Here is a 12,272-nt window from a genome sequence, read left to right as displayed (position 1 = left end):
ATAAGAATAATTCCTATATGATTTTTAACCTAATGAATGAATTTCAAATAAGGAGATTGTTATGAAAAAAATGTTTTTAAGTTTGCTAATAGCTAGCTTGCCATTAGCTATGTTTGGGGCTGCACCGATGAAGGTTGAGCTAGAAAATGATCATGCCGCACAAGATGCTTTTGGAGTGGCAAATGGAGTTAATATGATAATTACATCTACTTATGATGGCACACTAGTAGTAGACTATCCTAATATCATAGTAAATAAAGGAAATGCCGATTGTATATTGATAGACATAACAGCTACAATGAATAAAGTGATTTCTGGTAGAGTTTTTAACAGAGCTTACTCTACGCCATCAGAAATGCAAAATGCAATGCTAAATCATACAGTTAAAGAAAATGGAAAGGTAAAATTTAAATATAGCGATGAGCACAGATCAGAATTTCTTTGTAGAAAAAGGACTAAAATTTTAGAGATAATAATACCAACAAATGCTGGAAAATACACTTTTAGTTTCTAATTGTGAAAAGGATAGCAATGAAAAATATTATTAAAGATTTTAGTAATTACAACTCTTAGCTTAAATTTACTTCAAGCCAAAGCTACACTTTCCATAGATGGATATATGTCAAAAATGCTTTTTATGAAAGTCAAAGATGGTGGGACTGCCTATGGGCAAGTGTAAGCATAAAAGCAGAAAGATCACAAAGCTTGACTGATCTAGAAAAGTGTCAAGATGGTGATTTTGAAATTTGTGTTGAGTTGGGAGATGCGGGAAAAGACCGTAAAAAGGCGGTACAACTTTACGAAAAAGCTTTCGATGGCGAAGAGATGTTTGGATACTGTAGCTTAGTTTTTGCTAGTTTTTTAACGGATTTAAATCCGAACGAGCAAATTCGACATAATAGCTGGTAAGTCGCAGCCGTCGATGTGGCGATACTGTTTTACGGCTTTTATATCAGATACAAAAACAGTTTTGCAAATGAAATTTTAATGAGGAAGGATGAAAATGAAGAAAATTTGCTTTACTCTTACGCTTTTGCTGTGTTGCGGCTCTGCATTTGCGTTTAACCCAGTCGTGGGCGATATAACTACTGGATTTAGCAGAGATGACCGTTTGGGAGTTGTCAAAGACGATATATATAAACTGATGTGGCAAGATGGTGATTTGTCGCCACATGAGATGACTCACGACGAAGCCGTTCACTACTGCGAAAATTTAAATTCTGCTGGCTTTAATGACTGGCGTTTGCCTACGATAAAAGAGCTTTTAAGCATCACGGACGATACTAGATTTGAGCCTGCTATAAACAAAGCTTTTAAAAACGTCGCATACGAGACGACGGACCATAGAGGCGAGAGATGGTACTGGAGCCAAACTAAAAGTGCCGGCGCCTCGTCTAGTGTGTGGGTCGTGAATTCCAATGATGGCTTCGTTGGCTGGCGCGACGTTTCCTCTCGCCGCTTCGTGCGGTGCGTCCGGGACTATTGATTTTTGAAAATTTAGATAAAGGAAAAAGTATGAAAAGATATATAGCCGCTTCTTTGCTGCTTTGCGGTTTACTTCACGCAGAAGCTCTAAGCCCTACGTGCTACCGAGATAACGATAAAAACGTAGTGATATGTAACGACAAAAAGCTAGGAAGACTAATGTGGCAGGATGAAAAGCAAGGCTTTAAAGTAACGTGGGATGAGGCGCAAAAGTACTGCAAAACATTAAGCCTAGCCGGATACAAAGACTGGAGGCTACCAACAAAAGTGGAGCTACTAAGTATAGCGGATCATAGTAGGTATAACCCCGCTCTAAATACCGCTTTTAAATACATAGCAGACCCTAAATATTCAGATTACTGGAGCCAAACTAAATACGCCGTCGACTCGTCTTATCCGTGGTTCGTGGGTTTCAGTCTTGGCTACGCTGACTGGAACTGCGTTTATTGTCGCCTCTTCGTGCGGTGCGTCCGAGAGGATTGATTTTTGAAATTTTTTTTTTGAGAAATCCGGACTTAATGGCGGTGCTTTGAAAAGCATTTTGCTCCCCTTGTGGGAGCTTTTTAAATTTAGGAGAATAAAATGAATAACTTTACTGCTGAGCAGATACTAAAGATAAATGAGATTTTTAGTAGGATCGTCGACTGCAAGGGAAATTTGAAAGTGTTTAAGGATTTTGATTGGGATCAGGATAAAAACAATATTGTTATATGTGAAGAAAGCCCATATGGAGATAAATCTCTTGCAATAGTAGATGACTGGAGTAAAGTGAGTCTTGAAGACATATATAATAATGCGCAAAAAGCTCTAAGTATAAGTGATATAACTCATATAATAGATAGAGCAAATATTGAGCCGCTGAAAGATTTTACGATAGAAACAAGGATAGATAAAAATAAAATAAATAATCAAGCAAATACACATTTTTCAGTTTTGTTGCACCAGCTTAGCGATCTTAAATTTGATGATTTTGACACGTTATACACTGCTTTTTATGATATTTTAGAAATTTGTAAAAAAGGACTAAATATCAAAGATACTCATACGATCTTTTACTTAAATATATTTCAAAGACTACTTGAATACTTTCAAAAAGGTGATGTAAATTTTTACATTAAAGATGGCAATGTAAAGCCAGTAGATGATGAACTTGCTAAAAGACTTAGAGAGTTTTTTGTTATTAATAGAATAATTTGTAAATTTAAAAATTACATAGCAAGAAATTTAAATACAATGGCCTCAAATGGATGCGGATATATAGATACTGGAAAATTTATAGAAACACTAACAGATGAAGAGAAAGAAGTATATGAAAAATATGGCGGTGCTTTAAGGGATATTTTTGGCATTTTGCCTAGGTGTATTCCTGATGAATTTGACGAATTAACTCAAAATGGTATAAAAAATATCATCTACTACGGTGCGCCTGGAACCGGCAAGACAAAATTTGTAAAAGACTGCCTTGGTATTTTAGATCCGAACCGTACTAGAACCGAATGGGTACAGTTTCACAGCGGCTTTGAATACGAGGATTTTATAGACGGCATAAAACCGATCGGCATACAAAACGGAAATTTAAATTTAGCTTTGACAAACGGCATATTTAAAGAATTTTGCTTAAAAGCGGCGCAAAACGAAAAAGAAAATTTCTTTTTTATAGTTGATGAGATAAATAGAGCCGACATAGCAGCGGTATTTGGCGAGACATTATCGCTTTTGGAGGAGAATTATCGAGGTAAAAGCATAAAGACTAAAAATTATGCACTTAGTAAGCAGGAGTTTTCTATACCGAGCAACGTATATTTCATAGGTATGATGAACGACGTGGATAAAAGCATCGACTGCTTTGACTTGGCTCTAAGAAGGCGCTTTGCGTGGGTCTTAATGAGATGTGATTATGATGTTTTAAGCGATTTGGACAAAAAATACAGCGACTATAAAGAAAAATGTAAAAAATTAAATAACTACATCACCAATGATTTCAAATATATAGTCGAATACAAAGATGAAACCAGGGTAAAAATAAAATCTATTCAGTCTTGCAATAATGCCGAAAACAGAGATGAAGCTTACAATAATTTATTTCCGAGTACGCCTGACAAAGAAAAAAATAAAAAAAGATACGAAAAAAATAGTGGCTTAAATTTAGGCAGAGCTTACGAGATTGGACACTCATATTTTCTCAAAAAGGAAACAATGAGCGAGCAGCAAATTTGGGATAGGCATATAGAACCGATCTTGCGTGAATATATCAGAACGCAGTTTGGCGACGGCGAAGTAGAGAAAAAACTAAAAATAGCCGAGGGTATTTTTGTAGATGGAAAATGTATTCAACGATAATAGGATTTGTGATTCCAGAGATCATAAAAAAGAAATAACCTTTAATGATCTGGCGCAGGGCAAGACGGGCATAGTATTTCTAAACGGACGGCACGATAAATTTGACTCAAAGATAAAAGACGACAAAGATGCGCACTATATCCTTAAAGAGTGTAAAGATGACAACTATATATTCGGCAACTATATAGGCCGTTTTACCTTTGAGGGGCAAGAGTATATCATAAACTCGCGTTTTGGCAAGCAGCTAGAAGCCGAACTTTTTAAAACTATCGACTCGGCATTTTTTACATCTAGCGGTAGCGTCGCGGGCTCAAGCGGCGACATCCCTATGGACTACGTCCTTTACGCCTCGTTTATCAGTCGCTTAAAGCTAGCCAAGCTAAGCGGCTTTCCAAGCGTTTATAAAAAGATTCTTTTTAGAGACTACGCCCTGCACGGAAGCCTTGACGTTAAAAATTTCATCAAAAAAGATCAGCCCTTTACGGGTAAAATTTCAAGCCGAAAAAGCTCGCGAGTGCCTGACGAAGTGGTCGCAAGGGTACTTTTAAGGGCTTACGATATCTTGGTTAGAAAAAACACTAAATTCGCACTTTATGACAAAGAAATAAAGAATTTTTTGCTAGCCAATGCTAACGGCGAGATGAAAAGCATCAGAGATATAGATGCGGCTTTGAACTCAAAATCCGTTATGAACGAGCTTTATAAAGACTACAAAATTGCTCTTCAAATCGCTAGGATTATCATTTTGCAAGATTCTAGATATACGAACGAAAGCGCCGTCAAAAATCTAAATTTTGGTTATTTACTGTATGCGCCCAACCTTTTTGAACTTTATGTCGAGAGGCTCATAAGAAGTGTATTAGGCGAATTTGGCGGTAAATTTAACCTAGAGACTCAGTATAAAATTCCAGGCTCAAATTTGAGACCTGATTTTGCGATAAAAGACGAAAAAGGGGAAATTTTAGCCGTTTTGGATGCTAAATATAGGCATTTTTGTAATGCCAATTTAGGTGAAACTGATTGCAAGAATTTGCTACAAATAAAAAGATATGCAAAGAAAGCTGGTTCAAACACCGGAATTCTAATCTATGCTAAAAGTGGCGTCTTTAATGGGTTAGGAATCATAAGACATAGTTCTGAAAACAAAATTTTTATACTCAGTGTATTAAAAAATGATAATAAAACATCTGCTGACAAATTTAAAAAGTATCTTAAGAAGATTTTAGAAACTATAAAATAAAAAAGATAATGTGAAAACATTATAAAGGTTGCAGCGTTTATGGCCATAAGATTGCTGGATACAAAAGCTGTTTTATCCATAGAAGGATATATGGCAAAGATGTTCTTTTAAAAGAAAAAAGATAGTATCGCTGTCTATGTGGATATAAGATAAAAGGCACTATATCATCAAGTGATCCGCTAGTAGTCGCAGTGCTAAGCGGAGAAACATACTGTAAAGATATGCTTTAAAGATAAAAAATAAAATACGTAAAATATGCGATTAGAAAAATGCCTATGTAGCAGATGATGCACAAACAAGCTAAGGCATAAAGGACTCATTTAGTCTAGCTCTAGAATATGACTTATATTTTAAAAGAATGTAGGTCAAATCTCTCTTTTACATTAAAAAGCCTCGCAGAGCCCAAAGGTTTAGAGCCCTCTAAACCAATTTGGGCAATAAAATGGTTTAGACGAATGATTTTTGCCCAAACACATATAATTACTATAAATAGATATTAAATTTAAAGAGGCAATATGTTTAAAAACCAACAAGCAAACATAACATTTGAGCTAGCTAGTGACCGCACAAATGCTCACAATAGTAGAGAAGAAAAACCTGGCTACCTAATGCCAGGATACTATCTAAACGAAAAATATGGCATCTTGAAAAAGCCCGTGAGGCACATAAGATTAAATAAGCTTAGCTTCGATGACTTATGGCAAAAAAGAAGAGATGAGATGAAGTATGAAGTATCACATCTTGGTAAGATCAAGCTAGTAGATAAGCACAAAGGTAAAAAGCCACTAAAACAAAACTGTCACTATGAATGCGTCATAGGACTAAACGAGCATACGCAACTATCAAACTTACTAAAATCCATAAAGGCAGTAAGCAAAATTTTAAATATTGAACCCATAAATTTATACATTCATAGTGATGAGGGACACCTTTTGAGAAAGAGCGATAATAAGGAGATATTTCCACTATTTCATGATGAGAATGGCAAACTAGGTGGCACATACATTACAGATAAGGATGGCAGAGCTTATTACATACATATAAAAGAGAGTGTAAATGGTAAGCAATACTATGAAAAAGGGGCTGAACTCGAATATGAAGAGTTTGAACCAATATTTCAAAAGCATGCTCATGTAGAATGGAATAGCTTAGTAAATGGCAGAAACCAAATGCAAAGATTCAAAAAGAATACAACTGATCCAAATTTGGACTACAAAACCGTTTTTAAAACTGTATATAACACAAATGCTGAAATTCTGGGAATGATAAAAGGAGATGGTGGCAGTAAGCATAAGAAACTAAGAGCTTTTAGGGTAGCTAGCGAAAATGATAAGCTTATGAAAAAACTAGAAGAGCTAGAGGCTATCATTGAAAAAGATGAGACATATATAGGGATCATTACTGGATATAGTGAAGAGCAAAAAGTAAAGGTAGAAGAGTTAGAGCTTGAAAATCAAACACTAAGAACAAGGCTTAGCGATCAAGAAAGCTTATATAAAGCTCAAGAGACGGAGCTACAAACTGCTAAAAATGAGCTTTGCAAGGCTAATCAAGAGCTTATCAAAAAGAATATTGAAATAGAGCTTGCAAGAGAAGAGATAAGGCAAGTAAAAGAAGAAATTTATAATCTAGTCATAACTCATGCAAATACAAATATCAAGCTAAAAAGAGAGCTTGAACACTTTGGTATAGCCTTTCCTGTGGAGATTAAGGTGCAAGAGCTAAATAGTAATTTAGAGCTACAGTCTTTATAAATTTAAGCTAATAGCGTATTTCTATGAGTAAGGAGTAAGATTGTGCTTATATATTGCAAGTATTTTTATGTGATCTTGTTCTATACGAAAAACCACCACATATCCTTTAAAGATAAGGTCTCTAGTGTCTTCTCTATTGATTGTTTTATTTTTTCTAAATCTATAAGGCATATAAGAGATGCTTTTTAGCCTTTCTAACAGCTCACAATAAAAAGTCCAAGCAGCTACAACGCTATCCTTAGAGTAAAAATCCAAAATTGCATCAAGTTGGCTTAGAAATTCCTTGCTTAAATAAGGAATTTGTTGCATTTAGGCACCGTATTTTTTAAAAAGAGAATTTACATGAGCATTCATTTCGTCCATTGAGACATACTCTAGCTCTCCTTTATCATCCATATCAGAAATCCTCTTTAGATGCTCTTCGTCCTCTTTACTAAGATAGTTTTGCTGCTCACCATAGGTTTCAAAAATAGCAGCTGGATCTATTTTAAAAAGTAGAGCCTTTATCGCTTCAAGAGTGGTATTATCTGCAGTTGTTTGAATGTTTATCATGGTAGTCATAAAAGTCCTTTTAAATTTGGGTAGATTATAGCACTTTAGAGTCTTTGATTTTATTAAAACAAAAATTTCTATAGCTAAAAATTTTAGAAAAAGTTGTCCTGATAATCGGACAAGTTTTTTATTAAAAATACCCTAAAAGCTCCTTAAAATCATAGAATACTTGTTACAGAGAATTTGAGACTTTGTTACAGAAAATCAGCAAAAATAAAGCTTTAAAATATATAATCCTTATATCAATAAAAAGTCGCATATATCGGACTTTTGAAAGGTTAAAAAGTGATAAAAGTTATAAAATTGGCGGAGTGTCCCTCTCTGTCCGCCACCACTTATAAACAATCACAAACTTTTATCAACTTTTGCAAGCATTGAGCCACGATTTTAACGTTATTTTAAAGCCTTTATACATAAAATTACAAACAATTATAAACAATTACAAACTATTATTATCACAACTTTTTAGCTGACTATTTGGGTGACAATTCAAAAACAGCCAAAAATTTTGCCTTAGTCAGCTAAAAGAAAAACAATACCTATACTCTCACGCCAATTAGTAATCACAGAATTTAAAAGTTTAAGCCAACAAAGCTTTTAGCCGACGCATACAAGCTTTAAAAGTCTAAGAGCCTTGATAGATGTGAAAGAAAAAATAAAGATAGCACTTCATAGCAATTTTATAAAAACAACCTATTCTTACTATGAAATTTCATCTAGAAACAATAGAAAATTTTAGTTAATAAAAGTTGATTTGCTATGAAAATTTGAATTAAAAATTCAAGGGCATTGAGCCCTTGAAATTATGATCTAACAGGTGAAAGATAAGGTTTTTCAGAGTGCATAGACATCTCGTTTTGTTGTCTAAATGCTATATACTCTTCTTCGCTTAATTTTTTTATGTTAGCTATAGTGATCTTAAGAGGTGTGATACCTGAGAGTGGATCGTGGTCTTGTGCATTTGCAAGCTCGTTACCGTCAGCCTCACTATAATGGAAAGTCGTAAATATCGTACTCTCCCTAAGGTCAGGATTTACGCGAAGTTTAGCTGCGATCCTACCACGTTTATTCTCTACCATTGCGTAGCAGCCATCTTCTAGCTCTCTTTCTCTTGCGATATCAGGGCTTACTTCGATTAGCGGACCTTCGATACCAGCACCATACTCTAGCGGTGGGCACTCTCTTGTCATCGTTCCTGTGTGGTAGTGATAGACTTTTCTACCTGTTGTAAATAGGCAAGGATAGACCTCATCAGGCACTTCGCTCATCGCACCTGAGCCTACTGGATAGCCATCAGGTATATGCATTTTGGCTTTAAATTCAGCCTCCATGCTTGCACGCTTATCTTTATCATCAGCGTAAAGTACTGGAGCTAGGCGGAATTTACCATCAGGTAGCATTGATTTGTGATCAGTATAAAGATCAGGTGTGCCTGGGTGATCTTCATCAGGACATGGCCAGCTGATGCCACCTAGTTTTTCAAGTCTATAGTAGCTGATACCGCCAAAGAATTTAGGCATTAGTTTTCTAAGCTCGTCCCAAACCTCTTCTGCGCTTAAGAAGTCAAATCCCTCAAGTCCCATAGCTTTTGCGATGTTGCAAACTACTTTCCAGTCAGGCTCTACGCCACCTACTGGCTCGCTTGCTTTCCTAGTTCTTTGAACGCGGCGAGATGTGTTGATAAATGTTCCATCTTTCTCACCCCAACCAGCTGCAGGTAAGACGACATCGGCTTTTTGAGCACTTTCAGTAAAGAATAGATCTTGTACGATAAAGCAGTCTAGGTGGTGTGTAGCATGCACAAAGTGCTCTGTCCAAGGGTCACTCATAACAGGGTTTTCGCCATAAACGTAAAGCACTTTTAGCTCGCCACTATCCATCTTATCAGGTGCGTATGTTAGTTTAAAGCCAGGCACTGGATTAAGCTCGAAGTGCCATACTTTGCGAGCTTGCTCTTGTGCGTAGGCACTATTTACTGGGCCTGCTGGGATGACGTTAGGTAGTGCACCCATATCGCATGAGCCTTGAACGTTGTTTTGGCCACGAAGTGGATTTACTCCAGCGCCTTTTTTACCTAAATTTCCTGTTAGGATCGCTAAATTTGAAAGTGAGAATACATTTGATGTGCCGTCACTAAACTGAGTGATACCCATAGTGTAGCAAATAGCAGCACTGCCAGCTTTTGCATACATCCTAGCAGCCTCAGTTATAAGCTCTTTTTTAACACCAGTCTCACGCTCAAATCTCTCAGGAGTGAAGTCTTTTACGGCTTCTTTTAGATACTCAAAACCCTCTGCATATTTTTCGATAAATTCTGTATCTTGTAAATTTTCAGAGATGATGACATTCATCATTGTGTTTAGTGTTTTGATATTTGAGCCAACTGGAATTTGCAAGAATATATCGGCTTTTTTAGCCATATCGGTGCGTTTTGGATCCACAACGATCATTTTTGCACCACGCTCTAAGCCTCTTTGCATCTGCATAGCGATGATCGGGTGGCATTCGCTTGTATTTGTGCCTATTAGTAGAAATACATCTGTGTCAGTTGCAAACTCAACAAGATCGTTTGTCATTGTTCCGTTTCCAAGGGTGCTGGCAAGACCTGCCACTGTTGGAGCGTGTCAAAGACGAGCGCAGTGATCTACGTTGTTACTTCCTAAAGCACGAAAGAATTTTTGAAATACATAGTTGTCTTCGTTGTTTGAACGAGCTGAACTAAAGCCCATGATAGAGCTTGGACCATATTTTTCTACGCTATTTTTAAAAGTATTTCCTAAAAATTCATAAACCTCTTCAAAGCTAACCTCTTCGAGTTTGCCCTCTTTGTTAAACTCTCCGTTTAGTTTTCTCATCATTGGTTTAGTTAAACGTTTTGGAGAATTTACAAATTCCCAACCAAACATACCTTTTAAGCACAACTCGCCATCATTTACATGGTGGTTATCAGTTGGCTTCGCATCGACGATCCTGCCGTTTTCCACGATAAGATCTATGCCACAACCAGTTCCGCAATACGGACAGGTTGTTTGAACAATCTTTTGCATAGATTTCCTTTCAAGTAATATTTCTAATAGTTCGGTTATTATATACCTTATAAAATAAAAGTAGTTTTAAAATTAATTATTTTATTTAAAAAAAATTTAAGTAATATGCAAAATTTGCATATTACTTTGACGCTGAATTTACGGAGCTTTTTACCGTTTTTTGTCTTATTTTAAATTCGGTTTTTAGCTTAAGTGATTAGAAATAAATTTAAAAAAAATTGAAATTTTATAGTAAATTGGGCGATTGCTCGCCCTTTGAATTAGTTCTTGCGTGTGTTTGCGTCTGGAGTGAAAAGTGGCTTATCAAGAAGTTTGAAGTCGCCTATAAATTTCTGACCCTCTTCGCTTGTCGCCCATTTTATAAATTTCTCTGCATTTTCGATGTCAGTTTTAGGGCAGTGTTTTGGATTTACTGCGATTAGAGAGTAGAAATTTTTAAGGTCGTTGTCGCCCTCGTTGATGATGACCATCTCAGGATGACCTTTTTGATTTGCTTCATATTTAATGTAAGTACCGCGATCAGTAAATGTAACGCCTTTTTGCTCAGCAGCAGCATTTATCGTAGCTAGCATGCCTTGACCTGTTTGCATATACCAGCTATCTTTTTCAGGGACTTCACCAGCGATCTTTTTCCAGATGCCTTTTTCTTTATTGTCTGTGCCTGATTTGTCGCCACGTGAGAAGAATTTGATACCATCTTTTTTGATGAGCTCAAAGCTTTGTTTGATATCTTTACCTTTAAATTTATCAGCGATTGATTTATCAGCGATAACGACGAAGTCATTATACATTACGGCATTTCTCTTTAAGCCAAAGCCTTTTTCTACAAATTCTTTCTCAACTTTTGGTGAGTGAACGAAAAGTATGTCAGCGTTGCAGTCTTCGCCAAGCTTTAGAGCTGCGCCTGTACCAACAGCTGTCCATTTTATATCAACACCTGTTTTTGCCTTATAAGCTGGATAGATCGCATCAAGTAAGCCAGTGTTGTCTGTACTTGTTGTAGTCGCCATGATTAGTTCATTGTCAGCGCCAAACGCCAAAACTGCGGCTGCTAGTGAGCCTAAGATAATCTTTTTCATTTTTCTCCTTTAAAAAAAATTGTGATATTATAGCACATTTAAAATAATCTTAAGAAATATGCTAGGAAAGAATAATTGGATTTTTTACTTAATGGCTTTGCAGAAGCCTTTAATCTACTTTTAAACGGCAATCTTGAAACATATTCAGCCATCAAGGCTACTCTTTACACATCAAGCGTGTCGATACTTCTTGCCGTTATTGTGGGTTTTCCACTTGGTTTCATGCTTGGCTTTTATGACTTTAGGGGCCGCAAAATTTTACGCCTTCTAAGTGACACGGCTCTTGCCATGCCAACAGTTGCGATCGGTCTTATTTTATATGCATTTATCACTAGAAATGGCCCGCTTGGCAGCTTAAATTTACTCTTTACGCTAAAAGCGGTCATGCTAGGTCAGTTTGTGCTTGCCCTTCCTATCATCATCTCGCTTACTGCAAGCGTGATTGAAAATATGGAGAAAAAGCACTATCTAACTATTCTAAATTTACGCCTTGCGCCGGCAAAGCTAGTTTGCTGTGTGCTTTACGAGCTGCGCTACGCTCTCATGGTCGTCATCGCCACCGCATACGGCAGGATCGTGGCTGAAGTGGGCGTTGCGATGATGATAGGTGGCAACATCAAGTACTTTACTAGAACGATCACCACAGCCGTTTCGCTTGAGACAAATAAGGGCGAATTTGCCATGGGTATTGCGCTTGCCATGGTCTTGATATTTATCGCATTTTTGGTAAATTTAGCGATCTTTGCGCTCAAAAAACTCGACAAATAGGAGCAAA

Annotated in this window: 12 protein-coding genes; 8 read left to right on the top strand and 4 right to left on the bottom strand. The window is 36.6% G+C overall.

Translation table 11 applies throughout. The features are described 5' to 3' along the window. Window positions 1-61: 61 nt before the first annotated feature. From CVT14_RS07480 to CVT14_RS07450, 7 genes are all read left to right on the top strand, one after another. A complete protein-coding gene (locus tag CVT14_RS07480; protein ID WP_021089965.1) occupies window positions 62-514 on the top strand; it encodes a hypothetical protein in 453 nt (150 codons plus the stop codon). A gap of 191 nt (window positions 515-705) precedes the next feature. Next, window positions 706-909, top strand: coding sequence for a hypothetical protein (locus CVT14_RS07475; RefSeq protein WP_035170201.1), 204 nt, complete (start codon window positions 706-708; stop codon window positions 907-909). A 94-nt stretch (window positions 910-1,003) separates the two neighbouring features. Continuing rightward, a complete protein-coding gene (locus tag CVT14_RS07470) occupies window positions 1,004-1,486 on the top strand; it encodes a DUF1566 domain-containing protein (protein WP_021089959.1) in 483 nt (160 codons plus the stop codon). A 29-nt stretch (window positions 1,487-1,515) separates the two neighbouring features. Then, entirely contained in the window at window positions 1,516-1,968 is a 453-nt protein-coding gene (locus CVT14_RS07465) for a DUF1566 domain-containing protein (protein ID WP_051257434.1), read from the top strand. A gap of 99 nt (window positions 1,969-2,067) precedes the next feature. Further along, window positions 2,068-3,825: an McrB family protein gene (locus CVT14_RS07460; RefSeq protein WP_107850026.1), complete on the top strand. Its 1,758-nt coding sequence runs from the start codon at window positions 2,068-2,070 to the stop codon at window positions 3,823-3,825. Then, the gene (locus CVT14_RS07455) at window positions 3,803-5,065 is read left to right on the top strand and encodes a 5-methylcytosine restriction system specificity protein McrC (RefSeq protein WP_107850025.1); all 1,263 of its coding nucleotides are present in this window, start codon (window positions 3,803-3,805) and stop codon (window positions 5,063-5,065) included. Before CVT14_RS07460 ends, CVT14_RS07455 begins: the two co-directional genes overlap by 23 nt. 515 nt (window positions 5,066-5,580) lie before the next feature. Further along, on the top strand, window positions 5,581-6,819 hold the full coding sequence (locus CVT14_RS07450; protein ID WP_107850024.1) for a hypothetical protein: 1,239 nt from the start codon (window positions 5,581-5,583) through the stop codon (window positions 6,817-6,819). Window positions 6,820-6,840: 21 nt separating this feature from the next. Here the strand turns inward: CVT14_RS07450 and CVT14_RS07445 are convergent, their stop codons facing one another. From CVT14_RS07445 to tupA, 4 genes are all read right to left on the bottom strand, one after another. Beyond that, the gene (locus CVT14_RS07445) at window positions 6,841-7,128 is read right to left on the bottom strand and encodes a type II toxin-antitoxin system RelE/ParE family toxin (protein ID WP_107850023.1); all 288 of its coding nucleotides are present in this window, start codon (window positions 7,126-7,128) and stop codon (window positions 6,841-6,843) included. After that, complete coding sequence (locus tag CVT14_RS07440; RefSeq protein ID WP_021089960.1) at window positions 7,129-7,380, bottom strand: hypothetical protein; 252 nt, start codon at window positions 7,378-7,380, stop codon at window positions 7,129-7,131. A 794-nt stretch (window positions 7,381-8,174) separates the two neighbouring features. Next, window positions 8,175-10,418, bottom strand: coding sequence for a molybdopterin oxidoreductase family protein (locus CVT14_RS11055; protein ID WP_413784378.1), 2,244 nt, complete (start codon window positions 10,416-10,418; stop codon window positions 8,175-8,177). Window positions 10,419-10,678: 260 nt separating this feature from the next. Beyond that, complete coding sequence (tupA, locus tag CVT14_RS07425; protein WP_002941321.1) at window positions 10,679-11,497, bottom strand: tungstate ABC transporter substrate-binding protein TupA; 819 nt, start codon at window positions 11,495-11,497, stop codon at window positions 10,679-10,681. 75 nt (window positions 11,498-11,572) lie between these two features. On the opposite strand from tupA, the gene tupB reads away from it, so the two are divergent. Next, window positions 11,573-12,265, top strand: a complete 693-nt coding sequence (gene tupB / locus CVT14_RS07420) for a tungstate ABC transporter permease TupB (protein WP_021088900.1) — start codon at window positions 11,573-11,575, stop codon at window positions 12,263-12,265. Window positions 12,266-12,272: the final 7 nt, after the last annotated feature.

The sequence above is a fragment of the Campylobacter concisus genome, assembly GCF_003048445.1.
In the GTDB taxonomy this organism is placed as follows: domain Bacteria; phylum Campylobacterota; class Campylobacteria; order Campylobacterales; family Campylobacteraceae; genus Campylobacter_A; species Campylobacter_A concisus_BF.
The sequence above is the reverse complement of the archived record's forward strand: the minus strand, read 5'-3'. Positions and strand labels throughout refer to the sequence as shown.

What these genes read in the sequence shown, in the direction of transcription:
- CVT14_RS07480 (WP_021089965.1), top strand. Translation starts at nt 62, where the DNA reads ATGAAAAAAATGTTTTTAAGTTTGCTAATAGCTAGCTTGCCATTAGCT.
- CVT14_RS07470 (WP_021089959.1), top strand. Translation starts at nt 1,004, where the DNA reads ATGAAGAAAATTTGCTTTACTCTTACGCTTTTGCTGTGTTGCGGCTCT.
- CVT14_RS07465 (WP_051257434.1), top strand. Translation starts at nt 1,516, where the DNA reads ATGAAAAGATATATAGCCGCTTCTTTGCTGCTTTGCGGTTTACTTCAC.
- CVT14_RS07460 (WP_107850026.1), top strand. Translation starts at nt 2,068, where the DNA reads ATGAATAACTTTACTGCTGAGCAGATACTAAAGATAAATGAGATTTTT.
- CVT14_RS07455 (WP_107850025.1), top strand. Translation starts at nt 3,803, where the DNA reads ATGGAAAATGTATTCAACGATAATAGGATTTGTGATTCCAGAGATCAT.
- CVT14_RS07450 (WP_107850024.1), top strand. Translation starts at nt 5,581, where the DNA reads ATGTTTAAAAACCAACAAGCAAACATAACATTTGAGCTAGCTAGTGAC.
- CVT14_RS07445 (WP_107850023.1), bottom strand. Translation starts at nt 7,128, where the DNA reads ATGCAACAAATTCCTTATTTAAGCAAGGAATTTCTAAGCCAACTTGAT.
- CVT14_RS07440 (WP_021089960.1), bottom strand. Translation starts at nt 7,380, where the DNA reads ATGACTACCATGATAAACATTCAAACAACTGCAGATAATACCACTCTT.
- tupA (WP_002941321.1), bottom strand. Translation starts at nt 11,497, where the DNA reads ATGAAAAAGATTATCTTAGGCTCACTAGCAGCCGCAGTTTTGGCGTTT.